Source organism: Cohnella thermotolerans DSM 17683, assembly GCF_000429825.1.
GTDB lineage: Bacteria > Bacillota > Bacilli > Paenibacillales > Paenibacillaceae > Cohnella > Cohnella thermotolerans.
Window position 1 is genome coordinate 25,185 of record NZ_KE386958.1, and the last position, 24,394, is coordinate 49,578.

The 24,394-nt window shown below is 60.9% G+C and carries 25 protein-coding genes and 1 pseudogene; 15 read left to right on the forward strand and 11 right to left on the reverse strand.

What is annotated here, in order from left to right:
* Nucleotides 1-84: 84 nt before the first annotated feature.
* Both G485_RS0120400 and G485_RS0120405 read left to right on the forward strand, forming a co-directional pair.
* Nucleotides 85-1,548 (forward strand): ABC transporter substrate-binding protein, encoded by a 1,464-nt coding sequence (locus G485_RS0120400; protein WP_027094051.1) that lies wholly within the window; start codon nucleotides 85-87, stop codon nucleotides 1,546-1,548.
* 98 nt (nucleotides 1,549-1,646) lie between these two features.
* On the forward strand, nucleotides 1,647-2,099 hold the full coding sequence (locus G485_RS0120405; RefSeq protein WP_027094052.1) for a DUF5110 domain-containing protein: 453 nt from the start codon (nucleotides 1,647-1,649) through the stop codon (nucleotides 2,097-2,099).
* Between the two features lie 53 nt (nucleotides 2,100-2,152).
* On the opposite strand, the gene G485_RS0120410 is transcribed toward G485_RS0120405, so the two are convergent.
* The 3 genes from G485_RS0120410 to G485_RS0120420 are packed head-to-tail and all read right to left on the reverse strand — an operon-like array spanning nucleotide 2,153 to nucleotide 4,826.
* Entirely contained in the window at nucleotides 2,153-2,938 is a 786-nt protein-coding gene (locus tag G485_RS0120410) for an ABC transporter ATP-binding protein (RefSeq protein WP_027094053.1), read from the reverse strand.
* A gap of 6 nt (nucleotides 2,939-2,944) precedes the next feature.
* Nucleotides 2,945-3,721: an ABC transporter permease gene (locus G485_RS27515; protein WP_205620175.1), complete on the reverse strand. Its 777-nt coding sequence runs from the start codon at nucleotides 3,719-3,721 to the stop codon at nucleotides 2,945-2,947.
* A gap of 55 nt (nucleotides 3,722-3,776) precedes the next feature.
* Entirely contained in the window at nucleotides 3,777-4,826 is a 1,050-nt protein-coding gene (locus tag G485_RS0120420; RefSeq protein WP_027094054.1) for an ABC transporter substrate-binding protein, read from the reverse strand.
* A gap of 672 nt (nucleotides 4,827-5,498) precedes the next feature.
* On the opposite strand from G485_RS0120420, the pseudogene G485_RS31595 reads away from it, so the two are divergent.
* Nucleotides 5,499-5,663 (forward strand): annotated as a pseudogene (locus G485_RS31595) (amidase family protein); the annotation flags it as partial.
* A gap of 205 nt (nucleotides 5,664-5,868) precedes the next feature.
* Here G485_RS31595 and G485_RS0120435 read toward each other — a convergent pair.
* The 3 genes from G485_RS0120435 to acpP are packed head-to-tail and all read right to left on the reverse strand — an operon-like array spanning nucleotide 5,869 to nucleotide 8,167.
* Nucleotides 5,869-6,207 carry a histidine triad nucleotide-binding protein gene (locus G485_RS0120435; RefSeq protein ID WP_027094056.1) on the reverse strand — a complete coding sequence of 113 codons (339 nt, stop codon included), beginning with the start codon at nucleotides 6,205-6,207 and terminating at the stop codon, nucleotides 5,869-5,871.
* Between the two features lie 15 nt (nucleotides 6,208-6,222).
* Nucleotides 6,223-7,887 carry a class I adenylate-forming enzyme family protein gene (locus tag G485_RS0120440; protein WP_027094057.1) on the reverse strand — a complete coding sequence of 555 codons (1,665 nt, stop codon included), beginning with the start codon at nucleotides 7,885-7,887 and terminating at the stop codon, nucleotides 6,223-6,225.
* A gap of 13 nt (nucleotides 7,888-7,900) precedes the next feature.
* Nucleotides 7,901-8,167: an acyl carrier protein gene (acpP, locus tag G485_RS0120445; protein WP_027094058.1), complete on the reverse strand. Its 267-nt coding sequence runs from the start codon at nucleotides 8,165-8,167 to the stop codon at nucleotides 7,901-7,903.
* Nucleotides 8,168-8,334: 167 nt separating this feature from the next.
* Here acpP and G485_RS0120450 point away from each other — a divergent pair, with 167 nt between their 5' ends.
* Nucleotides 8,335-9,606, forward strand: a complete 1,272-nt coding sequence (locus G485_RS0120450; RefSeq protein WP_027094059.1) for a beta-ketoacyl-[acyl-carrier-protein] synthase family protein — start codon at nucleotides 8,335-8,337, stop codon at nucleotides 9,604-9,606.
* Between the two features lie 209 nt (nucleotides 9,607-9,815).
* On the opposite strand, the gene G485_RS0120455 is transcribed toward G485_RS0120450, so the two are convergent.
* Nucleotides 9,816-10,787 (reverse strand): D-2-hydroxyacid dehydrogenase, encoded by a 972-nt coding sequence (locus G485_RS0120455; RefSeq protein WP_027094060.1) that lies wholly within the window; start codon nucleotides 10,785-10,787, stop codon nucleotides 9,816-9,818.
* Nucleotides 10,788-11,194: 407 nt separating this feature from the next.
* Between G485_RS0120455 and G485_RS0120460 the strand changes: the two genes are divergently transcribed.
* The 5 genes from G485_RS0120460 (at nucleotide 11,195) to G485_RS0120480 (ending at nucleotide 15,498) form a co-directional block, all read left to right on the forward strand.
* On the forward strand, nucleotides 11,195-11,743 hold the full coding sequence (locus G485_RS0120460) for a hypothetical protein (RefSeq protein WP_027094061.1): 549 nt from the start codon (nucleotides 11,195-11,197) through the stop codon (nucleotides 11,741-11,743).
* 159 nt (nucleotides 11,744-11,902) lie between these two features.
* Complete coding sequence (locus tag G485_RS0120465; protein WP_420805808.1) at nucleotides 11,903-12,577, forward strand: MBL fold metallo-hydrolase; 675 nt, start codon at nucleotides 11,903-11,905, stop codon at nucleotides 12,575-12,577.
* Between the two features lie 15 nt (nucleotides 12,578-12,592).
* Complete coding sequence (locus G485_RS0120470) at nucleotides 12,593-13,177, forward strand: TetR/AcrR family transcriptional regulator (protein WP_027094063.1); 585 nt, start codon at nucleotides 12,593-12,595, stop codon at nucleotides 13,175-13,177.
* Between the two features lie 94 nt (nucleotides 13,178-13,271).
* Nucleotides 13,272-13,853 carry a hypothetical protein gene (locus tag G485_RS0120475; RefSeq protein ID WP_027094064.1) on the forward strand — a complete coding sequence of 194 codons (582 nt, stop codon included), beginning with the start codon at nucleotides 13,272-13,274 and terminating at the stop codon, nucleotides 13,851-13,853.
* Between the two features lie 832 nt (nucleotides 13,854-14,685).
* Complete coding sequence (locus G485_RS0120480; protein WP_084423420.1) at nucleotides 14,686-15,498, forward strand: VOC family protein; 813 nt, start codon at nucleotides 14,686-14,688, stop codon at nucleotides 15,496-15,498.
* A gap of 82 nt (nucleotides 15,499-15,580) precedes the next feature.
* Here the strand turns inward: G485_RS0120480 and G485_RS0120485 are convergent, their stop codons facing one another.
* The 3 genes from G485_RS0120485 to G485_RS0120495 form a co-directional block, all read right to left on the reverse strand.
* Entirely contained in the window at nucleotides 15,581-16,804 is a 1,224-nt protein-coding gene (locus tag G485_RS0120485) for an ABC transporter substrate-binding protein (RefSeq protein WP_027094066.1), read from the reverse strand.
* A gap of 181 nt (nucleotides 16,805-16,985) precedes the next feature.
* A complete protein-coding gene (map, locus tag G485_RS0120490) occupies nucleotides 16,986-17,735 on the reverse strand; it encodes a type I methionyl aminopeptidase (RefSeq protein WP_027094067.1) in 750 nt (249 codons plus the stop codon).
* A gap of 2 nt (nucleotides 17,736-17,737) precedes the next feature.
* A complete protein-coding gene (locus G485_RS0120495) occupies nucleotides 17,738-18,352 on the reverse strand; it encodes a TetR/AcrR family transcriptional regulator (RefSeq protein ID WP_027094068.1) in 615 nt (204 codons plus the stop codon).
* A gap of 171 nt (nucleotides 18,353-18,523) precedes the next feature.
* Between G485_RS0120495 and G485_RS30525 the strand changes: the two genes are divergently transcribed.
* From G485_RS30525 to G485_RS0120510, 3 genes are all read left to right on the forward strand, one after another.
* A complete protein-coding gene (locus tag G485_RS30525; protein ID WP_027094069.1) occupies nucleotides 18,524-18,727 on the forward strand; it encodes a TIM barrel protein in 204 nt (67 codons plus the stop codon).
* 380 nt (nucleotides 18,728-19,107) lie between these two features.
* Nucleotides 19,108-19,494, forward strand: coding sequence for a tautomerase family protein (locus G485_RS0120505; protein ID WP_027094070.1), 387 nt, complete (start codon nucleotides 19,108-19,110; stop codon nucleotides 19,492-19,494).
* A gap of 38 nt (nucleotides 19,495-19,532) precedes the next feature.
* The gene (locus G485_RS0120510; RefSeq protein WP_027094071.1) at nucleotides 19,533-20,195 is read left to right on the forward strand and encodes an HAD family hydrolase; all 663 of its coding nucleotides are present in this window, start codon (nucleotides 19,533-19,535) and stop codon (nucleotides 20,193-20,195) included.
* A 28-nt stretch (nucleotides 20,196-20,223) separates the two neighbouring features.
* On the opposite strand, the gene G485_RS0120515 is transcribed toward G485_RS0120510, so the two are convergent.
* The gene (locus tag G485_RS0120515; RefSeq protein ID WP_027094072.1) at nucleotides 20,224-21,114 is read right to left on the reverse strand and encodes an AraC family transcriptional regulator; all 891 of its coding nucleotides are present in this window, start codon (nucleotides 21,112-21,114) and stop codon (nucleotides 20,224-20,226) included.
* 123 nt (nucleotides 21,115-21,237) lie between these two features.
* Between G485_RS0120515 and G485_RS0120520 the strand changes: the two genes are divergently transcribed.
* From G485_RS0120520 to G485_RS0120530, 3 genes are read left to right on the forward strand one after another with little or no spacing between them, the layout of a single operon-like run.
* A complete protein-coding gene (locus G485_RS0120520) occupies nucleotides 21,238-22,320 on the forward strand; it encodes a Gfo/Idh/MocA family protein (protein WP_027094073.1) in 1,083 nt (360 codons plus the stop codon).
* A complete protein-coding gene (locus tag G485_RS0120525; protein WP_027094074.1) occupies nucleotides 22,317-23,174 on the forward strand; it encodes a sugar phosphate isomerase/epimerase family protein in 858 nt (285 codons plus the stop codon). The genes G485_RS0120520 and G485_RS0120525 overlap by 4 nt, the downstream gene beginning before the upstream one ends.
* Before the next feature lie 25 nt (nucleotides 23,175-23,199).
* Nucleotides 23,200-24,075, forward strand: a complete 876-nt coding sequence (locus G485_RS0120530; RefSeq protein ID WP_027094075.1) for a sugar phosphate isomerase/epimerase family protein — start codon at nucleotides 23,200-23,202, stop codon at nucleotides 24,073-24,075.
* Nucleotides 24,076-24,394 lie beyond the last annotated feature (319 nt).

Sequence of the window (24,394 nt, forward strand, 5' to 3'; positions counted from 1 at the left end):
AGGAATGCACATCGCCCTGAAGAATGCGCCTCCATTATGATCAAGGTGTAGCACAAAATTCCATACGAATAAGGGGGAGTAAACATGCACAGGAAAAAATGGTCCGCCATGCTGCTCAGTTTGGCCGTAATCGCCTCCGCCGCAACGGCTTGCGGGGGCGGGGGCAAGGACAACGCTTCCGGTTCGGAAGGGGCAAGCGCTTCGCCTTCCGCCTCGGGTTCCGCATCGCCGTCCGCTGCGGAATCGGCATCGCCCTCCGCCGATGCTACCGCGGAGAAGGTGACGATCAAGATCTACTACCCGACGGCCGACAAGACCGAGCTTCGCGCGCTGGAAGACGACAAGATCAAGCGCTTCGAGGCGAAGTATCCGAACGTCACCGTCGTCCCGGACGACTGGCAGTACAACGTCAACGAGATCGGCATCAAGATGGCGGCGAACGAAGCGCCGACGTTCTTCAACACGTTCGCGACGGAAGCCAAGATGCTGGTGGAGAAAGGCTGGGCCGCGGACATTACGGATCTGTGGAACAGCTACGCGTACAAGGATCAAATCAACCCGCTGTTCCAGAACCAGTTCATCGTCGACGGCAAGGTGTACGGCGTCACGCAGAAGGGTTACGTCAACACGACGCTCATCAACAAGAAGCTGCTGGACAGCAAGAACATTCCGCTTCCGTCCTACGACTGGACGTGGGACGACATGCTGAACATCGCCAAGGCGGCGGCCGATCCGAAGCAGGGCATCGCGGGCATCGCGCCGATGGGCAAAGGCAACGAAGCCGGCTGGAACTGGACGAACTTCCTGTTCGAAGCGGGCGGCGAAATCCAGACGGTCGCGGACGGCAAAGTGACGGCGGCGTTCAACTCCGACGCCGGCGTCAAGGCGCTCGATTTCTATAAGAAGCTGCGCTGGGAGGCGAATGCGATTCCGCAAGACTGGGCGCTCGATTGGGGCGCAGCCACCGGAGCGTTCGCGCAAGGGCGGGCGGCGATGGTGATGGCGGGCGCCGAGGGTCCGCTGCAGCAGGCGCTGCAAGCCGGCCTGAAGCCGGAAGACGTCCTCGTCTACCCGATGCCGGCGGCCGAGAAGGGCGGCAAGCATACCGGGGTGCTCGGCGGCGACTATCTGGTCATCAACCCGAACGCGTCCAAAGCCGAACAGAAAGCGGCGTTCGACTATATCACGTTCGATTACTTCTCCGACAGCTACCTGCAGTCGCTGGAGAAGAACATTCAGGACTTCAAGACGAAAGGCCAATATTACGTGCCGCCTCACATGGATTACTACAAGCCGGATTCCGAATACGGCAAGAAGGTTCAAGACATTCTCGCCAAGTACGACAACGTCTACAAGTATTCGGAGGAGTCCAACGCGCTGCTCGACGGCAAACCGGAGGCGCAGTTCAACACGCAGGACTACTACGGCACGATGACGAACGTTATCCAGGAAGTGTTCTCGAAGAAGGATACCGACTCGAAGAAGCAGCTCGATAACGCCGCCAAGCTGATGCAAGAGAAGTATTACAACAACATTAAGGTGCAGTAAGGATTCCGGAAGGCCGAAAACGCCGCGATGCCGGCGGAACGCAAGATAAGCCCCGAGCGCAAACGCGCCGGGGCTTTCGGCTTCGCGGGGGACGCTTCGTGCTGGCGGAAGCGCCGCTGGAGGTTATGCCGCTGTACGTGCGGGCCGGCGCGATCGTTCCCGAGCAGCCGCTGCGCCAATACGCCGAGGAAGCGGTGGAAGGACCGCTCGTGATTCGCGTCTACGCCGGAGGGGAAGGAAGCTTCTCCTTGTTCGAGGACGACGGCCGCACTTTCGGCTACGAGAGCGGACGCTATCGGCTGCGCGAATTCGTCTGGACGGAGTCCGGAGAGGAACGGTCGCTGACCGCGCGGTTGCTTCATGACGGCTTCTCGGAAGCGGCCGCCCAAGGGCTGACCGTCCGCGTCGGCAATCTGGACGAAGCGCCGGGCGAAGTCGCTCTGTCCGATGGAACGCCGCTGCGGGATTGGCGCTACGATTCGGCCCGCAACGAGCTGGAAGTCCCGCTGCCGGTATCCGCCGGGGATTTCCGGCTGACGCTGCGCCGGTAACGAGAAAAGGCAGTCCGCCTCGTCCCGTGGGCCGTCGGCGGACTGCCGTTCGCTTATTGTTTGATCGCTTTGAGGCTTTCCTCGCGGATCAGCTCCGTCAGATGCTCCTTGTACCGCATGAAGCGGGGGTCCACCTTGATCTGATAGGAACGGGGATGCTCCAGCTCGATCGGAATGTCCGCCTTGATCCGTCCGGGCCTGGACGTCATGACGAGCACCCGGTTGGCGAGATAGATGGACTCTTCCACGTCGTGCGTGATGAAAACGATCGTTTTGTTCGTTTTCTCCCAAATCTCAAGCAGCAGCTCCTGCATCAGCGTCCGCGTCTGGTTGTCCAGCGCGCCGAACGGCTCGTCCAGCAGCAGCACCTCCGGGTCGTTCGCGAGCGCCCGGGCAATGGCAACGCGCTGCTGCATGCCCCCGGACAGCTGCTTCGCGTAATGCTTCTCGAACCCTTTCAAGCCTACCAGTTCGATATATTGAGCGGCGATTTCCTTGCGTTCCCGGGCGCCGATCTTCTTGTTCTTCAGCCCGAACTGGATGTTCTCCTCCACGTTCAGCCACGGGAACAGGGAGTAAGCCTGGAACACCATGCCCCGGTCGGCGGAAGGGCCGTCGACTTCCGCGCCGTCCAGGAGCACGCTCCCGGTCGATTGCTCCTCCAACCCCGCAATAATGCGCAGGAGCGTCGATTTGCCGCAGCCGGAAGGACCGAGAACGGTGATGAATTCGTTTTTCGCGATTTGAAGGTTGACGGTGTCGAGAGCGAGCACGTCGGGTTTCTTCTTGACGCCGCCGAACGTCTTCGTGACGCCGCGGATTTCGAGTTTAGGCTGCATCGATCCTCACCTTCCATAATTCCACGGGAACATTTTGCGAATGGCCCATTTCAGGATCAAATCCGTAATCAATCCCAGTACCCCGATCGTCAGAATACCGAAAATAATGTTGCTCGTCCGCAGCATCCGCTGCGACTCGATAATGACGTGCCCGATCCCGGTCGACGCGGCGACGAGCTCGGCCACGATGATGTACGTCCACGCCCAGCCCAGCACGAGTCTCGCGATCTCCATCATGCCAGGCATGGAGGCCGGCAGTATGACGGAGCGCAGCACCCCGAACGGGGAGGAGCCGAGCGTGTAGGACGCCTCCAGCAGCTCGCGCCGCACGCCGCCGACTTCCACCGCGGTCATCAGGACGATCGAGAACAGGCTGCCGAAAAAGATAACCGATATTTTCTCCACGTCGCCGACCCCGATCCACAGGATGAACAGCGGGATGAACGCGGACACCGGCATGTAGCGGACGAAGGAGATCATCGGCTCGAAGAACGCTTCGACCGCCTTGTACGTGCCGATGAGCACGCCGAGGACGGAGCCGACGGCGAACGCCAGCACGAAGCCGACGAGCACGCGGTAAATCGTCGCGAAGATGTCCTGGATAAAATCGAAGTCCCGGAACAGCGAGATCCCCGAATCGATAATCTTCGACGGGGACGGCAGAAACAGCTTGTCAACGACGCCCCCGTACGTCAGCAGCGACCAGACCGCAAGCAGCAGGACGAAGCTGGAGAGCGTCAGGGAGAGATAGAGGCGGGGATGGATAGAGCCTTGCGGCTCCAACCATCTCCTCCTTCTTGATGTTCTTCTGTTCGTCAGGTTGCCCATGGCGTTCTCCTTACTGAATGGCCGAATAATCGATCAGGTTGTCGATGTCGGGCGTCGCGTCGATCAGCTTGTGCTCCAGCCAAAATTTCGCGCCCAGCTCCGTCAGCTCGCGGAGCGCGCCGGGTTTTTCCTTGGTGCCGAAGTATTCTTGGTTTTTCGCTTTGTCGTAGTAGCGCACGCCGCTTAATCCGGCTTTGAATTCGTCCGGCGTCTGGTCGAACGCCTTCGCCATAATTTGGACGGCATCGTCCTCGTTCGACTTGTAGTAGTCGACCGCTTCGAACCACGCTTGGGCCAGCGCCTTGACCGCATCCGGATGCGCATCGGCGAAATCCTTGCGCAGCGCGATCGTGTCGGCGATGACGCCGGGGGTTGCGTCGCTTGACACCAGGACGGAGCCGAAGTCGGTCTCCTTCGCCTTGGACAGCCACGGCTCCCAAGTGACGGCGGCGTCTACCTTCTTGGCGACGAATGCGGCCCCGGCGTCGCCCGCCGACATGCTCTGGAACTTGATGTCCTTCTCGCTAATGCCTTCTTTGTTCAGCAGGTAGAGGAACCAGAAGAAGCTTGCGCCGCCGTCGGTCTGCACGGCTACGGTTTTGCCGACGAGATCCTTCAGGCTCTTGATCTCTTTCTTGGCGACCAGGCCGTCGCCGCCGTAGGAATCGTCGAGCGCGACCACCTGAACGACCGGCACGCCGCTGGCCGCCGTGACGACGTGCGTGTCGACGGTGGAGGTGAAGCCCTGAATCCGGTTCGCCGCGAGGGAGCTCCGGCGGTCCGCCACGCTCTCCATTTTAATCAGATCGACGTCGAGCCCGTGTTCCTTGAAGAAGCCCTTCTCCTGCGCGATATACAGCGGCGCGAAGCCGCTCCAGCTGGACAACGCGAGCGACAGCTTCGTCGTTTGCCCCGAGGGGGTCTCCGAACTGCCGCCCGAAGCCGCCGGCGATGCGGAGCCCGATGCGCCTCCGGCCGCAGGCTCGGATTTGTTGCCGCATGCCGCCAGTCCCGCCGTCAGCATCAGCGCCAGCATGACCAATCCCAATCTTTTCGCCATCTCTCTTTTCCTCCATGTCTTGATTTTGTAAAAATAAAAAACCGGAACGACAACAAAGGTAACAGCACGGGCTGCAATCCTTCCGAAGTGTACCGGTTCTCTATTCGCTAAACGCTAAATTCCAGGCATCCTATGTAACTATTTTTAACATTATATAAGTCATGTGTCAACAGATTCTCTTAATATGTCACAAAAAGCGACAAATAGGCTTGGCGGTCGGGGCAACCCTTCAATGTTGGCGCTGGAAGTTTTCGAGGATCGGGAGGCGGCCTTGGTGCTGTCGGCGCAACGGACCATCCATCCTTTATTTCGCGATCGGAAGCCTGTTGGGAATCGGAACGGACTGTACGGCCCTTATTCGCTAGAAACGGAGCTCTATTCGAAGGAAATCCGGCTTTTAACGGAACGACGGTCCGTTAGGGTGTCGGGAACGCGGAATTTTCGTCAAATAGCGGATTCTGTGTCCGTTACGGCGGGTTCCGCAGGGGAAGGTCATCGGCAGGGAACGAATTATAGCGGCAGAAAATATGACATTTCCGGCGCCGAAAAGGAAGAGTTGACGTCATGAATTCTGCTTATAAATAAGAGATTTTGCTAGATAACTGCCGTAAGAGAGCTATGAAATCGTTTTATTAGAGAAGTTCTATCATTGTTAAAAAGGTTGACACGAAAACCGGGTTCCCGGCCATCTCCGTGCCCGCCGGCTTCACTTCGGAAGGCTTGCCGGCCGGCATCGAGTTTCCGGGCCGTCCGTTTGACGAACCTACGCTTCTTAAACTGGCGTATGCTTACGAGCAAGGGACCCATAACCGCAAAGCGCCGGTTCTTGTCCCGTAAGATTTCTCTCAGCCTGCGCCGCCAATCCGCCGAAGAGAGGAACGAAGTTCCTCTCTTTTGCGCGCTGCGCCGCCAATCCGCCGAAGTGATAAAGGAGACTTCGTTCCTCGGCCATCGCCCCCGCTTAGAGCGCATCGCAACCCCAAAAGCCCGACCGGGGCCGGATATCGGCCGCCGATCGGGCTTATCCCATTTCCCCCGGAAATTATGCCTTCCACTCCAACTGACGGCCGCCGATGACGTGATAATGCAGATGGTGAACCGTCTGTTGACCGTGCTCCCCGATATTCGTAATGACCCGAAATCCGGATTGGTCGACGCCCGTCGCTTTGGCAACCTGCTGAATGCCGTGGAAAAGATGCCCCAGCAGCTCCCAATCCTCCGTCTCGATGGCCATGGCGGACGGAATGTGCTTCTTCGGAATCGTCAGCACGTGCACCGGCGCAATCGGGTTAATATCGTGGAACGCGACGACATGCTCGTCCTCGTACACTTTGTTCGCGGGAAGCTCGCCCGCTACGATATTGCAAAAAATGCAGTCCATCGTAATACTCCTCCTCTATTCTTGTTCGGCGCCGCCGTTCGACTGTTCGCGGGCGAGCCATTCGCGCAAATCTTTCTTCTTGATTTTGCCGGAGTTGGTCATGGGCAGTTCCGGCAAAAACCGAAGCTGGTCGGGGAACTGGAACTTCGCGAGCCCCCGGCTGCCGAGAAAATCGCGCATCTCCGCCGGCGAGAACGGCTGGGCGCCCTCTTTGAGCACGATGCACGCCACGAGCTGTTGGCCGAGCGTCTCGTGGGGCGCGCCGACGACGGCGATCATCTGCACCGCTTCGTGCGCGGCGATGGCGTCTTCCACGACTTTCGGATCGATCTTCGTACCGCCGCGGTTGATGACGTCATCCGCTCGCGCGATGAACGAGTATCGGCCGTTCGCATCCCGGCGCAGCAAGTCGCCCGAGCGGAACCATCCTTCCTCGTCCCATTGGCGGTTGGCCGCGGCCGCGTTCCGATAATAGCCCGCGCTGAAGTTCGGCCCCCGCGCCCACATTTCGCCTTCGGCGACGGGATCGGTTAGCTCCCGTCCCTCTTCGTCCACCAGCTTCACTTCCAGTCCCGGAATTTGCAGTCCGACCGTGCTGCTGATCGCTTCTAGCGAATCCTCCGGACGGGTGGCGACAACGACGAGCCCTTCCGTCCAGCCGAACATGCAGCCGACCTTGAAGCCGCCCTCCGATTGCAGACGCTGCAGCACGGCGCTCGGGACCGGCGCTCCCGCGTAGATGAACAGCTTGATGCTCGACGTGTCGGTCGTTTGCAAATTCGGGGCGTTGGACACATGAATGACGTGCGGAGGAGCGCCGACGAGAAAATTCGGCTTCTCGCTCTCGATCCAGGACAGCACGCGGTTCGCCGAGAAACGGTCGAGCAGCAAGATCCGCCCGCAGACGGCAATCGTCATCAGGACGCCGGCCAGCATCCCCGTCTGATGGTAGATGGGGGCGAGGCCCAGAACGGTGTCTCCGGTCTCGTAACCGAAATTTTTGGCATACGCCCGCGCCGCCCACAGATAGTTCGCGTGCAGATGCACGACGCCTTTGGGGGAACCGGTCGTTCCCGACGTGAACACCATCAGGAACCCGTCCAGCGGCTGCGCGCGGTTCGCCTCCAGTTCCTGCTCCGGAACGCGCCGCTCGCCGCTGCGCAGCGAAGAGAACGACAGCGTGCCCTCCTTCGCCCGGGAGGCGTCGCCCTGCAGGACGATGCGCTCCAGGCTCGGAACGAGGCTGCGAACTTCCAACGCCATATCGTACAGCGGTTGTCCGCGATAGTTGTCCGCGACGATCCAGATTTTCGCCCCGGATTGCTCCAGACTTCGCACGATCGCGTGCCGCCCCAGATCGATTTGCAGGCTGACGCTGACGGCGCCGATCCGCGAGGCGGCGAACACGGCCACGATGTAATCGAGCGTATTCGGCAATTGAATCGCAACCTTGTCGCCGCGGCGGACGCCCAATTCGAACAAGCCGGCCGCGACGGTCTCCACCTCGTTCCACAGTTCGCGGTACGTCAAGCTCCGTTCCTCGTCCTTGTGCACCAGATCGGGATGCAAGTCGGCATTGCGCTTCAGAACGTCGACGAACGACTCGTTCGTCCATACGCCCTGGTCGAAATAGGCTTGAGCCCGTTCCTTGCTTAACGTCCGTCCTTCGAAATCGAACATCGTGATCGCTTCCTTATCCGTTGGAATGATGAAGCTTCCCGGCTACATAGTCGACGACGCTCGCCACCGTCGTCAAATTCTTTAAATCCGCCTCCGGTATACGAAGGCGGAACTCGTCCTCGACGTTGATGACCAGTTCGGTCAGATCGAGCGAGTCCGCCCCGTAGTCGTCGACGAAATGACCGTCCGGACGAATGTCCGACGGATTGACGCGGAGCTGCTCTGCGACAAGCCGCTTTACCCTTTCTTCGATTTGGGCCGTGTTTCCTGAACCTTCCATCGTTTATAGCTCCTTTTTTCGGCAAATACTGTCTTGAAGTTTTGAAAAACAGTTTCCGAATTTCATGTTAATATAAATAAGATAGTGTCCTAATCGTAACACTTTGTTTGGAATTGTTTCAATTAGAAATGATACCGTTACTTGTGGCAGAAGGGGATGTTGTAGCAATGGCGGGGCAAGCGCGCATCGTCGTCACCGGAATGGGTGCGGTCACTCCTTTCGGCGTCGGCGTTTCTTCATTTTGGGAAGGCATCGTTGCCGGACGTTCCGCGATCGTGGAGACGGACGACGAATATTTGAGACAGTGGGCGCCGGCAACGGCGCCGGCGGCGGATTTCCGTCCCGAGGAGCACCTGGACGCGAAGCAGGTTCAACAGCTGGACCGCTTCGCCCAGCTCGCGCTCGTCGCGGCGGCGGAAGCGCTGCGGGACGCCGGGTGGGCGAATTCGGAGGCGCTCGGAGCCGCTTGCGATGCGGACCGGATCGGCATCGCCGTGGGCAATACGCTCGGGGGCGTGCAGTCGCTGGAGGACGGCTCGGCCCGTCTGGCGTCGGGCAAATCCGGCAGGGTCAGCGCCAGGCTGGTGCCCAAAGCGATTCCGAACGCGGCCGGGGCCGCCATCGCCAGGCGTTACGGCATTCACGGTCCCGTCGTGACGTATTCGACGGCTTGCGCATCGTCGGCCAACGCCATCGGAGAGGCGGGATACTGGCTGCGGCTGGACGAAGCCGACATCGTGCTGGCGGGCGGGGCGGAATGTCTGTTCAGTCCGGCGGTTCTGTCCAGCCTCCGTTCGGCTGGGGCGCTTGCAACGGGCGAAGGGCAGACCGACTTCAGCCGATGGTCGCGCCCGTTCGACCGGAACCGGACGGGCATGGTCATGGGCGAGGGAGCGGCTTTCCTCGTGTTGGAGACGCTGGAGCATGCCAAAGCGCGCAACGCGAAAATTTACGCCGAGCTCGTCGGTTACGGGACGTCCAACGACGCTTACCACGAGACGTCGCCCGATCCGAGCGGCCGCAGCGCCAAGCTGGCCATGCAGAAAGCGCTCCGGAGCGCGGGGCTGCAAGTCGGCGACATCGACTATATCAATGCGCACGCCACCGCCACCCCGGTCGGGGACCGGGCGGAGTCGGCCGCGCTGCGCGAGCTGTTCGGAGAGGAGCTGGAACGCATTCCCGTCAGCTCGATCAAAGGCTCCGTCGGCCACATGCTCGGCACGGCGGGAGCGATCGAGAGCATCGCCTGCATCAAGGCGCTGTGCGAAGGGGTGCTGCCGCCGACCATTCACTGCGATGACAAAGAGGAGGGGGCGCCTCCGGATATTGTCCCTCATGTCGGCCGCGCTCAGCCCATTGCCCGCGCGCTGAGCAATTCGTTCGGGTTCGGCGGGCAGAACGGCGTCCTCATCTGGCAGCACGCGGATCTTGCGAAGTAAGCGAAGCAGGCTGAGAGGCGTCGCAACAGGGAAGCGCCGGCCATAACCGGCCTGCAAGTGCCCCAGCCGGGGGATACCCGCTGCTTGACGTGCGAGATTGCGGTCGAGCGTTTCGGTTCTTCGCTTTAATGGGGCGCGCGCGGCGTCGGCAACCGGAGCAGGCGGCGAATGGCGGCCGCCAAGCCGGCCCCGGCCGGAGCGGCCGACGGCTAACGCCCGACGACGTTTACAGGCGCGCCCTCGAGGAAGCGGGCGACGTTGTCGACGGCGATGTCGAGCAGGCGGGTTCTCGCTTCGAGAGACGCCCAAGCGATGTGCGGCGTGATGATGCAGTTGCGTGCGGTCAGCAGCGGATTGGCTGCGTCCGGCGGCTCCGTCGACAGCACGTCCAGCGCGGCGCCGGCGATGCGCCCTTCGTTCAGGGCGGCGGCCAGATCCGCTTCCGCGATCAGCTTGCCGCGCGCCGTATTGACGAGGAAGGCGCTCGGCTTCATAAGCGCGAGCGTATCCCCGTTGATCAGCGACTCCGTCTCGGCGGTCAACGGACAGTGCAGGCTGACGACGTCCGCTTCCCGCAGCAGCGTCTCCAGATCGGTCCGTCGAACGCCCGCCGCGTCGACTCGCGCGTTGCCCGCTGCCCATCCCGGCCGTCCCGCCGCGACCACGTTCATGCCGAACGCCTCCGCCAGCCGGGCGACCCTGGCGCCTATTCGGCCCATGCCGACGATGCCGAGCGTCTTGCCCGACAGCTCGGTAAGCGGCGTCCGCCAATAGCTGAACTCCGGGCTGCGCGACCAATCGCCTTGCCGCACCGAATCGCTGTGCAGGCCGACGCGATGGCATAGCTCGAGCAGCAGCGCGAACACGAACTGCGCCACCGATTCGTTCCCGTAGCCCGGAACGTTCGTCACCGTAATGCCTCGTTCCGCGGCCGCCGCCGTGTCCACCACGTCGTATCCGGTTGCCAGCACGCCGATATATTTCAAATCCGGCAGCCGCTCCAGCGTTTCTTTGCGCAAAGGCGTTTTGTTCGTCAACAAAATTTCGGCCCCCAGGCACCGCTCCACGATTTGATCCGCCGGCGTGCGGCCGTGCACGACAACATCGCCGAGACGCTCCAACGCGGCCCAGCTCAAATCCCCGGGATTCAACACGTATCCGTCCAGCACCACGATTTTCATCTGTCTCGCCCTCTCTCTCCCAAGCCGCATCTTATTTTCCATCGTAACGGATTCGCTGCAGAACCTCAATGGAACGGCTTTGTTCACCGCGCCTCGGAACCTTTATCCAAGCCCAAACGTCTATAAAATGTAGCAACAAACCTCGATTCCGCGGAGGTGCGCGTTCGTTTGAAAACGATCGTTCCCGCTGCCGTCCTGGCGACGGCCGTTTTGCTATTGGGCGCTTGCGATGCGTAGAAGAAGGAAGAGCCCGGCTCCGACGCGCTCATTCATTTCGATCGCCGGGATTACGACCGGATGAACGAATTCGTTCAGCGGTTCCAAGACGGAAAAGGCGACGTGCTCATGGCCGTCTGTTCGGCTTCGAAAAATAGAGGCGGTGCACAGAGAGAACGGGGGAGCGAGAGATGAGGCGATGGGGGAAGGCGCGGCTGCTGCTGACGGTCATCTGCGCCTGCTTCTTGCTTGCGGGTTGCAAAAGCATGACGATGGAGGAGGCTTTCCGGAAAAGCTATCCCGACGAAGACTGCAAAATCCTGTATTCCCAGCCGACGGCCGATGGGGAGCTGGCTTTTTTCCGGTCGGCCGAAGCGGGCGGAACGGAAGGAATCGGACTGGCCGTCTTCGAAGGAGACTCGCGCACAGGCTGGCGTATGACGCAATCCGGCTCATTCTCCTACCCGGGGCGTACGATTGTCGATATCGGCAAGGTGAACCTGGGCAGCGAGGGCGAAAAGGACGTCATCTACGGCTACACGGACGAGCCGGATGTCGCCAGCATCGAAGTGGCCGACCGGGACGGGAACGTCATCGAGGCGCACATCGTGGACACGGAGTGGAAAAAGATCTGGTATGCCGTTGCGAACATCGACAGCCTGAATTTGAAGGTCATCTCGTCGAAGGGAGACGTCGTGTACCAAGTGCCTTCGCCGGCAGGAGGGAACGCGGACAATTGAGAATGGGGGGCCGGGGGCGGCGGAAAATCTTTTTTTCCAAACATCCTTGCCAAAACTAATGATATTAGTTATTATAAAACTAACGGTATTAGTTTATCGAAAAAGGAGCGATTCCAGGTGAGGATCATTCGCGAGCAATCGGTTTGGCAGTTGACGTTTATGCCCCGTTTTTTCCCGGTTAACGCTTATTTGGTGGAAGAAGGGGACAGCCTGACGTTGATCGATGCGGCTCTCCCTTACAGCGTCAAAGGGATCCTTCAAGCGGCGCAGCGAATCGGCAAACCGATTGCGCGGATCGTTCTCACCCATGCGCACGGCGACCATGTCGGCGCGCTGGACGCTCTGAAGCGGGCGCTTCCGGGCGCAGCGGTGCACATTTCCGCCCGCGATGCCCGACTGCTGGCCGGAGACAAGGGGCTCGACCCGAACGAGCCGCCCACGGACATTCGCGGCGGCGTGCCGAAGCCCGGCAAAATCCGGACGAAGCCGGACGTGCTGCTCGAAGACGGAGACCGGATCGGGTCGCTGCTCGCGATCTCGACGCCGGGGCATACGCCGGGTTCGATGTCTTTCTTCGATACCCGGAGCCGGGCGCTGATCGCGGGGGACGCCATGCAGACGCGCGGCGGCGTCGCCGTCACCGGACAGTTGAAGCCGTGGTTCCCGTTCCCGGCGATGGCGACCTGGAACAAGGAAGCGGCGCTGGACAGCGTTCGCAAGCTGAAGGAGCTGAAGCCTTCCCTGCTCGCGGTCGGTCACGGCCGCATGCTGAAGGAACCCGGCCCGGCGATCGACCGCGCCATCGCCGAAGCGGAACGCAACATTTTATCGTAAAGGAGCTACATGTACATGTCACCTCGAATCGGTCTTGATCTGCCTGCACTGCTGCACGCCGCGACTGAAATTGCCGACAGCCAGGGGATCGAAGCCGTCACGCTGGCCTCGCTGGCCCAGAAGCTGCAAATCCGCTCTCCTTCGCTCTACAACCATATCAACGGCCTGCCCGACCTGCGGCGCCAGCTCGCCCTTCGGGGGCTGGAGCTTCTGGCCGATCAGCTCTCGCGGGAGGTCGAAGGCCGCTCCGGCGACGATGCGGTTCGCGCCTTCTGCGCCGCTTACTTGAATTTCGCCCGCGCGCATCCCGGTCTTTACGAGGCGATCCAACGGGCGCCCGAACCGGAAGACAAGCTGCTGCAGCAAGCGGGGGGAGCGGTCGTCGATCAGGTGATCCGGACGATGGCCGGCTACGGGCTGGAAGGCGACGCCGCCATTCACGCGGTCCGGGCGATCCGCAGCCTGCTGCACGGCTTCGTCTCGCTGGAGCGGCAAGGAGGATTCGGGATGCCGCTGGACTTGGACGTTACGTTTCAACTTATGGTAGAAACCTTTCTTGCAGGCGTTAAAGCGATGAGAGACGGAGGGGCGTCAACATGAGCTTCATCTTGTTCGTCCTGTTGTTTACGGTCGTTATGGGATGGCTGGACGCCCGGGTTCGCCGCCGGGCCCTTCAAGAGAGGAGTGAGGAGCCATGTTCGCAGGCCATTTCGGACTCGCTGCGGCCGTGAAGTCGCGGACGCCTAAAGTGCCGCTTTGGGCGCTTATGCTGAGCACGCAGCTGTTGGACGTTTTCTTTGTGCCGTTTCTGTTGACCGGAACGGAGACGATGGAGCCGGTGGAAGGAGCCGGCGCTTACGGGGGCAGCGTCATTCACGCCGACTACACGCATTCTCTCGCGGGGGCTCTGCTGATCGCGCTGGCGGCGGGATGGCTCGCTTCCCGCAAATGGGGCCGCAAAGGCGGCTGGACGATCGGCGCCGTCGTCATGAGCCATTGGGTACTCGATTTGATCGTGCACCGTGCCGATTTGCCGATTTTGCCCGGCAACGCGGGCGGATTGCCGCTGCTCGGCTTCGGCCTGTGGCGCTGGCCGGCGGCTAGCATGGCAGCAGAGCTGCTGCTGATCGCGGTCGGGGCGGCGATGTATTACCGCTCCTTGCCCAAGCCGCCGGGCAAGCCCGCGCGCCGGCTCGGCCCGAACGGATGGGCGGGCCTGGCCATGGCTGCGCTGCTCGTCGCCTCGCTCGCGACGGACGCGCTCGGCATCGGCTGAGCGTGTTTAAAGCGCGCCTAAACGAGCCGCGGCCCGGGCAGTAAGATCGATTTTCGATCTTACACCGTGCCAACGCGCCGTGGTTCGGGCAGTAAAATCGATTTTCGATCTTGCAGCCAACCAATGCCGGAGTAGTGGGCGACAGCCTTTTTGCGACGGAACGAATCTGAACCTGCAACAAAACGGGGCTGTCCCAGAAGGTCTAAATCGATGTCTGGGACAGCCCACTGCTCGTTTCCGCCGAACGCCGGCCAAAGAGGCTCAAAATTTGAGCTACATTCGCCCCTTCCGCTGAACGCCAGCCAAAGAGGCTCAAAATTTGAGCTACATTCGCCCATTCCGCTGAACGCCGGCCAAAGAGGCTCAAAATTTGAGCTACATTCGCCCCTTCCGCCGAACGTCGGCCAAAGAGGCTCAAAATTTGAGCTACATTCGCCCCTTCCGCTGAACGCCGGCCAAAGAGGCTCAAAATTTGAGCTACATTCGCCCATTCCGCCGAACGTCGGCCAAAGAGGCTCAAAATTTGAGCTACATTTGCCCATTCCGCCGAACGCCGGCCAAAGAGGCTCTACCTCCTGAAGAAAGCGGTGGTTGTGGAAAACAAGGCAAGCAAAAAGGCGGGATAAACGTTCTTCTCCCCGCTTATTCCTGGCATCAAGAGGCTGACTCTTAGTAGATTTATTTACTTTTAGGACAGCCCCTTTGAGTCGCTGCGCCGGCTTCACGCCGCAAGAGCGGCAGCAAACGGGCGAATGAGCCATGCGGGCGGGGAATGCGGCACGTTACTTACAAAACATCAATCGCTTACTTGACGGGAAGGGTGAGGCACAGTATGATACTTACGAAAAGTAACCGAAAACCCGGCGCAACACGCTCGCAAGAGCATGGGGATCCTAATGAAGCACCGGCACAACATGAAGCGGAGCTGTCGGCGGACGGGAAGCACCCGATAGCGATTCTGGAGGAACTTCCGGAGGCGGTCGTGCCGGAGCGGCGCAGAACGGCCGGGCTGTACCATTTCGCGATTCTGGTGCCGGACCGCAAATCGCTCGGCTTGTCGGTCGGCCATCTGATTCGGCACGGCGTTGATTTCGGCCAGGGCGATCATTGGGTCAGCGAAGCGATCTACCTGTCGGATCCGGACAACAACGGAATCGAAATTTACGCGGACCGGCCGCGCTCCGAGTGGGAGTACGACCCGCAAGGCGGCGTCAAGATGGGCACCGATCCGGTCGATGTGCGAGGGCTGCTGGAGCTGGCGGGCGGCGAACCGTGGAACGGACTCCCGGCCGGAACGAAGATCGGGCACATCCATCTGCACGTCTCCGATCTGCCCTCGAGCCGCCAATTTTACTGCGACGTGCTGGGGTTCGGCTTGATGGCGAACTTCGCGAATTCCGCGTTGTTCGTCTCGGCGGGAGGCTATCATCACCATATCGGACTGAACATTTGGGCGGGCGTGGGCGCTCCTCCGGCACCGCCACAAGCCCCCGGCCTCAAATATTACGAGGTGCTCGTACCGGAGCTTGCGGAGCTTAAGGCGATCGGGTCGCGTCTGGCCGAGGCGGGCATTCCCTTCGAGCGGAAGGACGAAGCGATTGAAGTTCAAGATCCTTCGGGCAACACCTTGATCATCCGAACCTGACGGAAAAGAGGCCTTCCCGGCTCCCGAACGGACAGCGGCGGCAAGCATCCTTTTGCCGGTATGACGTCCTCTCTGCAACACCCTACTCCTGCTGAAAAAGACCCTCGTCCGCTTCCTTCTGCAGATTGCTCAAGGCAGACCGGACGGGAATGCTGCGGTCCACAATCGTCCGGAACGCTTGATCGGCTCGGACCCGCAGCGGCTCGGCCGGTTCGGCGGCGTCCATAAGGGCGGGGGTTCTCTCCGTTAGAGCCGCGTAATTTCGCTTCGTCCCTTCGCCGCCCGAATCGAAAGCGGCCTTCAGGGAAGAGCGGCCGAACTCGGAGCGGGAGCTCCGGTTGGCGGCCTTGTCGCTCAGGAGGAACCGGATCGCTTCCCAGGCTTCCTCCGGATGGCCGGAGACGCGCGGGATGGCGAGAAACCCGTCGGGCGCGTATACATAGGAAAGATCCGGAGCGGCGGGGTTGCCCGGATACGGGACGAGCGACCAGTCGATCGACGAGCGTTCGAGCCGTTCGATGTCCCCGGATTCAACGACCGCCATCGCATAATCTCCCGCTAAAAAGCCGGAAGCGTCCTGCCGGCCGAGGCTGACCGCCCTCGAGGTAATTCCCTCTACCGCCAAGTTCCACAGCTCGCGCCAGGAGGGCGTATCCAACGTATAAGCGCCGGTTGCGGCGTCCCGCGTACTCAGCCCCATCCCTTGTCCCATGGCCAGAATCCAGTCGAAAGGCTCCGAATAGGCGGTAAGCAGCCCCTTGTCGAATCGGCGCGCCAGGCTCACGATCTCCGGCCAATCGGCGTCGGACGACGGCGGCGAGATTCCATTTTCTGCGAACTTCCCGAGATTGACCGCGATCGCCCGGCAATGAAAGCTCGGAACGAGGCCGTAATAGTGGCCGTTCCCGTACAGTCGGGCAAGCTTCAGAATGCTCGGCAGGAAAGCGTCGGCAAGTTCGGCGTCGGCCTGAAGCTCGGCATCCAGATTGCGGAGCAAGCCTTGATCGATCAACGGCCGAAACGCGTTCCCGGGGATGTAAAGAAGGTCGACGGGATGGTCGCGGAGCCATTCGGCCGCCGTCGTATTCCCGCCAATCCAATCCTTCATCGGTACAATTTCAACCGTCCATTGGGGGAATTCCTGCGATAGGAGATTGCCGTAACGCCATGCGAAATCGTGCTCGGAGCTGTATCCGATCCGCAATGTGATCGGCTTGTCCTTGAACGAAGGAGCCGAAGGCTGGCAACCGAGCAGCAAGCTGAGCAGAAGGAACGGGACCGTGCGATAAAGACGTTTGACGTTCATGGAACAGACTCCTGTCGCAAAAAACGGGCCGCAACAAAACAACTCACGCGGCACGCGGGTGCGTGTGGCGTGAGTTGCGCCCGTCTCGGGATGATAACCTTGGATAAATTGTTAACGATTAACATCATAAAATAAGGTTATCTTTTTGTCTATATCCGCAACGCCGTTTGGTTCTCCGGTCTTATTCGTGCGCGGTCAGAATGATCGGTCCGTCGCTGGTGATCGCGACCGTATGCTCAAACTGGGCGGACAGCTTGCCGTCGGCCGTGCGGGCCGTCCAGCCGTCGGCATCGATCGTCATGCGCCACGTTCCCTCGTTCACCATCGGTTCGATCGTCAGCACCATGCCTTCCTTGAAGCGGAAGCCTTTGCCCGGCGTGCCGACGTGGATGAAGTTCGGCTCCTCGTGAAGCTCCCGGCCGACGCCGTGCGCCGCCAGATCGCGCACCATCGAGAAGCCGTGCGATTCCGCATGCTTCTGCACGGCGTGCATCGCGTCGCCGATCCGGTTGCCCACGACGGCGCGCTCGATGCCGATGTACAGGCACTCCTTCGTGACGCGCATGAGCTTCTCCGCTTCCGGGGACAACTCGCCGACTCCGTAGCACCAGGCGGAATCTCCGATCCAGCCGTCCAATTGCGCCACGATGTCGATTTTGACCAAATCGCCGTTCTTCAGCGGAGTCCGGTTCGGGAAGCCGTGCGCGATCACCTCGTTGACCGAAGCGCAGGTGGCGTACTTGTAGCCCTTGTATCCCTTCGTATACGCGCGCGCTCCGGCGCTGTGCAGCATATCGTCGACGAGCTCCTCGATATCCCAGGTCGAGACGCCGGGCCGGATCATCTTGGCGATCTCGCGGTGGCAAGCGGCCACCAGCGCGCCGGCCGGCTTCATTTGTTCGATTTCGCTGGGCGATTTTAACGTAACCAATTTTATCGCTCCTCTCTGTCGTCCGTCTGCCGTGCGATACCTTCGAACAGCAGATCGGCCGTTCGTTCGGCGTCCATCCCGGCCTGGCGGTGATACAGCCACAAGCCCGCGCTTCCGATGAGCGAGCCGATCAGGACGTTGGCGGCGTCCAGGGCGTTCGCGTCCCCCGTCGCCTCCCGCAGCGCTTCGGCTACCGGCTGGTACAGTTCCGCTTCGAACCGCTCCGGGAGCTCCCCGGCCGAACCGGACGGAAGCTGGTGGAAATTTTCCGACGCCATCTTGTAAAGGATAAACACCATCGGCTCCTCCACCCACAGCTTCAGCAAGCCGACGGCCAGCGTTCGCAGCCGTTCCCGCGCCTTCCCGCGCCCGGACAGCGCTCGCTCGGTCAAATCCGCGGCCGCATCGAGCGCGCTCAGGAGCAAATCGCGGAACAACTGGTACTTGTTGCTGTAATAATGGTACACGGTCCCATAGCCGAGTCCGGCGTGGGCGGCGACGTCCCGCATTTCGAACGCCATGCCTCGGGTCAAGTACACGTCCGCCGCGGCAAGGAGGATTTGCCGGATTCGGGCTTCCCGGATCGCTTCGTTCTGTTCCTTCGTTCGGGGCGACATCTGGAACCTCTCCTTATTTTTGACCTACTGTCATGTCGATATAAAAATACTCCAATCGCAGCGACGAGTCAAGGCGGCGAAAGCCCGGTTTCACGAGGAACGGACGGCGATGCACAACGGGAGGGCGCGTATATTGTCGATCCGGCCCGGCGCGGCGAGTACCCGGAAGGGTTGAGGCGATCGATCGAGGCTGCGAAGAAGCCGGAGTGCCGCCGCCTCATTACCCAGACCGGCGACGAACGTCCCGGGGTGCCGCGCGAAGTTCAACGACAGCATATGATCGACGGGCTTGGGAAGTGCGTGCCGCTGCTGGAGGAAGCCGGAGTGACCCTGATTGTGGAGCCGCTGAACGTGGCGATCGATCACCCGGGTTAATTGTTGTCCTCCTCGGAGGAACGAACCGTGAATCCGTTAAATCGCGATCGGAAGCTCATGCCCTCGTTTGCTGGAAACGGAGCCCCATCCGAAATTCCGGGGAACTGTTTTTTCACTCCGGCCCGATGTCTGTTTCCGCCCGGTCAGGTCAACACTGACGAGTATAAGTTCCGCGACTCGTTCGGCGAACGGCTTGCGGGAGACCGGCAGGTTAGCGTCGCGCGGCCGGTGCCGGCCAAGCCTCGTGCTGTTAAGGGGCATCGTCCGACGCACGGAAACTTAGGCCCGCGATGCATCGTAAATAGAAGGAAAGCCTGCCGTCCGTAGGTCCGGCTTTTTTGACAGCTATGATATGATAGGCTAAAAGGAGGGAAACCCAATTGACGCAGGTGAAAATTTACGGTATCCGAGAGCGTCTGCGGTCTTTCCGCGAGACGCTCTCGGACATTATTCACCAATGCTTGGTCGAAGCGTTTGAGCTCCCGGAGGACAAGAAGTTCCAGCGGTTTATCGGATTGGAGAAGGAGGACTTCATGTACCCGGCGGACCGCTCCGAGCACTACACGATTATCGAGATCGTGCTGTTCGAAGGCCGCTCCGCCGAAGCGAAGAAGAACCTGATCCGCTTGCTCTATGAGAGGACCGGCGCTTTCGGCCTTGCCGAGAACGACTTGGAGATCGTGCTGATCGAATCGCCGCGCGGCAATTGGGGCATCCGCGGCGTTCCGGGGGATGAGCTTGGCTTGTCTTACCGGGTCGACGTCTAAAAAAAGAAAAAGGATAGGCATGGAGAGGAGCTGGGCGCTTGATTCGCGCGATTGTATTTGATTTCGACGGAACGATACTCGATACCGAATCGGTGGCTTACGACGCGTTTCGCGGCATTTTCAAGGAATACGGTCTGGAATTGTCGCTGGAGCGCTGGGCGCTCGGCATCGGAACGTGGGGCGCCTTCGACCCTTACCGGGAAATGGAGGAAGGGCTCGGCCGGCCGGTCGACCGACAGGCGATCGAGAGCAAGTATAAAATGTCCTATGCGGAGAGAGTGAGGAATTTGACGCTTCGGCCGGGCGTTGTCGAGACGCTCGAGGAAGCCCGCCGGCGCGGGTTGAAGCTCGGTCTCGCGACCAGCTCTTACCGCTCCATGGTGGAGCCTCATCTTCGGGAGCACGGCCTGTCTCCCTATTTCGAAGCGATTCATACGGCCGACGAGGTCGAAAAGGTGAAGCCCGATCCCGCGCTCTACAAGCTGGCGGTCGCTTCCCTCGGCGTCCGTCCGGACGAGGCGGTCGCCATCGAAGATTCCGTCAACGGCCTGCGCGCCGCAAAGGCGGCCGGGCTGTTCGGCGTCGCCGTGCCGAATCCGCTCACCGCGTTCATGGATTTCTCCGAAGCGGACCTCGTCCTGCCCTCGCTGGCGGAGCAGCCGCTTGAAGCGTGGCTGGAACGTCTCGGCACCCGCCTATAGAAAACCCGGGCATTCGCCTTGACGCCGCTTAATGACCATTATCCGCAGACCCGTTCTCGCTCCGGAAGCGCGAGGGCGGGCTTTTTTTATGCGTTTTGAACAATTTGCTGAAGTAGTAAATGTCGTTGAAGCCCGCCTCGGCCGCCACCTCCGCTATGCTCATCGCCGTATGGCGGAGCAGAAATTCCGCTTTGCCCAGGCGGACGAAGTTGATGTATTCGGACACGGTCTTGTCCGTCAGCTCCTTGAACTGCCGGCAGAAGTGGAAACGGCTCAAGGAGGCGATGGCGGCGAGCTCGTCGACGGTTATTTTGTGCCGGTAATTCTCTTCGATATGCCGGAAAACGGGACCGAACCGCTCCAAATGCCGGACCCGGGCCGAGTAGGCCTCGAGCGACTGGCTCGCATAGACGTGATGACGCAGCAGCACGGTCAACAGCCGGTACAGCCAAGATTTGACGGCCAGCTCGTAGCCGAACTCCCGCGACTCGTACTCGCGGATGAGGGATTCGATGCATTCGGCGACGGCCGGATCGCCGTGAATCCGGTTGCGGAACAGGATGCGGTTCTGGGTAATCGGCGTAATGTATTTCGTCTCCACCGCATCGATCAGCTGGCTGTGCAGCAGCGAAGGGTCGAGAATGACGGCAAAATAGAACAAACGGTCGGACAGGCTGACGCCATGGTGCAGATCGGTGCTGTTGACGACGATCAGATCGCCCGGACCGGCGTCGAAGGACTGCGAATTGCAGGTGATGCGCGCTTCCCCTTCGACAAAATATAAAAATTCGAGATGCTCGTGCCAATGGTGGGGGAACGTCGTCGCTCCGCGCCGGTCGAACCGGCAGTGGTGCAGCTTGATCGGGAAATGGGGGTCGGGCATATCCATCGGTTCTTTCAGCGCTTGCGGCTTCTCCACTTCCGTCACCTCCGGACCGCACGATTTTACAAAAGAACAGCAAAGCGCTTCATGGCCTCGCCGCATCTCTCATTTTATATTACAAGTAGCAGGATGAGAAGGATTGAAAGGAGCGCTTCCACTTTGGCAAAATCGTTGAAAGTCGGCGTGATCGGCGTAGGCTCGATCTCCGAAATGCATCTGAAGTCGTATAAGAACAATCCGCATGCCGAATTGTATGCCGTTTGCGACCAGAACGAGGCGCGGGCCAAGGCTGTGGCGGACAAATACGGCGCTGCCAAGGTTTACGGCGATTACCGCGCGCTTCTGGCCGACCCGCAGCTGGACGCCGTCAGCATCTGCACCTGGAACAGCACCCATGCGGAGATCAGCATCGCCGCTTTGAACGCGGGCAAGCACGTGCTGACCGAGAAGCCGCTGTGTCTGACGGTCGAGGAAGCTTTGGCCGTTCAGGAGGCCGTTCGTTCGTCGGGCCGGATGCTGCAGGTCGGCTTCGTTCGCCGGTACGATCCGAACGCGCAATTGCTGCGCCGGTTCGCCGAGCACGGGGAGTTCGGCGACATTTATTACGCGAAGGCGTCCATTCTGCGCCGGCTCGGCAATCCGGGCGGCTGGTTCGCGGACGTGAGGCGCTCCGGAGGCGGACCGCTGATCGACATCGGCGTGCACGTCGTCGATCTGTGCTGGTACCTGATGGGCAAGCCGAAGGTCGTCTCCGTAAGCGGCAACACCTACAACAAGCTCGGGAACCGCTCGAACGTGAAGGGCTTGTCTTTCTACAAAGCATCCGATTACGACGCCTCGCTCAACACGGTCGAGGATTTGGCGAATGCGCTCATTCGCTTCGACAACGGGGCGTCGCTGTACGTGGACGTCAGCTTCACCCTGCATATCGAGAAGGACGAGAGCTCGGCGAAGCTGTTCGGCACGAAGGGCGGGTTCGAGGTCATTCCGGAGATGAAGATTGTCACGGAGAAGCACGACACGATTCTCAACGTCACTCCGCAGACGGACCATCCGGGCTTCGATTTTAACGCGGCTTTCCAGGCCGAGATCGATCATTTCGTGGATAGCGTTCTGAACGGGACCGAGCCGATCAGTCCGGTGGAGGACGGCGTCGAGATCATGAAGATTCTGTGCGGCGTTTACCAGTCGGCGCGGGAAGGCCGCGAGGTCCGGTTCGACGGGGAGGCGGAGCGGGCATGAAGCTGGGGGTCAGCACGTACAGCCTGTCCCGGGCCATCGCCTCCGGGGAGATGACGCCGACGGACGCGATCCGGTGGATCGCCGAGCAGGGCGGGGAGCATGTGGAGATTGTGCCGCACGGCTTCAGCCTGACGGACGATCCCGGGTTGATTGACGATATCGTGCGGACGGCTGCGGATTCGGGGCTCGAGGTGTCCAATTATGCAGTCGGGGCGAATTTTCGGACGGACGACGACGAAGCGTTCGAAGCGGAAATCGTCCGGCTGAAGGGGCAAGTCGACATCGCCCGCGCGCTGGGCGTCAAGCGGATGCGGCACGACGTAGCGTGGCGGGAAGACACGTCGATCGCTTCCTTCCTCCGGGAGCTGCCGAAGCTGGCGGAGGCGTGCCGCCGAATCGCCGATTACGCGGCCCCGTTCGGGATTACGACGAGCGTGGAAAACCACGGCTACTACGTCCAGCACAGCGACCGGGTGTTGGCGCTGGTAGGAGCGGTCGGCCGATCCAACTTCCGTCTGACGCTGGACGTCGGCAATTTCATGTGCGCGGACGAGGAATCCGTCGGTGCGGTGAAGAAGACGATCGCCGCCGCCTCGATGGTGCATCTGAAGGATTTCTACCTGCGGCCGGCTTCGCGCGATCCCGGGGAAGGATGGTTCCCGACGCTGTCCGGCAACCGGCTGCGCGGCGCGATCGTGGGCCAGGGCGACATCGACATGCGGGAGACGCTGCGCGCGATCAAATCTTCCGGCTACGACGGGTACGTCTCGATCGAGTTCGAAGGGCTGGAAGAGTGCAAGCTCGGAACCCGCATCGGACTGGAGAACGCCAGGCGGATTTGGGAAGAGGTTTAATTTTAATCAAGGAGGAATGGGCGGCATGAGATTGCAGAACAAGATCGGCGTCATCGTGGACAGCTTCCGCGTCGGCGTCAAGGAAGGCTTGCTCAAGGCGAAGCAAGTCGGAGCGGACGGCGTTCAGATTTACGCGGTCCGAGGCGAGATGGACCCGGAGCTTCTGACGCCGGCCAAGCGCAAGGAGTGGAAAGCGTACATCGAATCGCTCGGCCTCGAAGTGTCGGCGCTCGTCGGCGATCTGGGCGGGCACGGCTTCCAGGATCGGCGCGAGAACGTGTGGAAGGTGGAGAAGTCGAAGCGGATTCTCGACCTTGCGGTGGAGTTGGGCACGAACGTGGTGACGACGCATATCGGCATCGTGCCGGAGGATGAGAACGGCGAAGTGTACGAGGCGATGCATACGGCTTGCGAGGAGCTGAGCCGGTACGCGAACGGAATGGGCGCGTATTTCGCCATCGAGACCGGACCGGAGACGGCGGCGCGGCTGAAGAGCTTCCTCGACAAGCTGAGCGTCAAAGGCGTGGCGGTCAACTTCGACCCGGCGAACATGGTCATGGTGACGGGGGACGATCCGGCGCAGGGCGTGCGTACGCTGCGCGACTACATCGTGCACACACACGCCAAGGACGGCATTCGGCTCCAGGAGACCGACCCGCGCAACATCTACGGGGCGCTCGGCTACGAGCCGCTCGATCACGAGAGGATCGCGCGGATGGTGACGGACGGCGAGTTTTTCCGCGAAGTGCCGCTCGGCCAGGGAGCCGTCGACTGGCCCGCCTATTTGCAGGCGCTGCAGGACATCGGCTACGAAGGCTACCTGACGATCGAACGCGAGGTCGGGGAGCGTCCGGAGGAGGACATTGCCGAGGCGGTCCGTTTCCTGCGGCAATGGAAGTGAATTTGGGGAAGCGCCCGGGGAGGGTGTAAGTCGGGAAAATGCGGCTTGGGCCGGCTTCGGGTGAGCTTCGGGGCGGGGAGAGTCGCGTAAATGCGGCTTGGGCTCGCTTCGGGTGCGCACCATGGGCGTCGTTGGCGGTTGGATGAGCGACCGGCGATGCGATACGGAGGTGCTCCGGGCGCTTGCAAGGCGGCTGGGAGTATGCGGGTTGCCAACCGGTGCCGTTGCGGCGCCGGTTTTTGTGCATTGGCGGTGCTTGCTTGGCGCAGGCGTGCATTGGTTAGGCAGCGAATCGCCGCCTAGCCGCCACCGGGAGCGC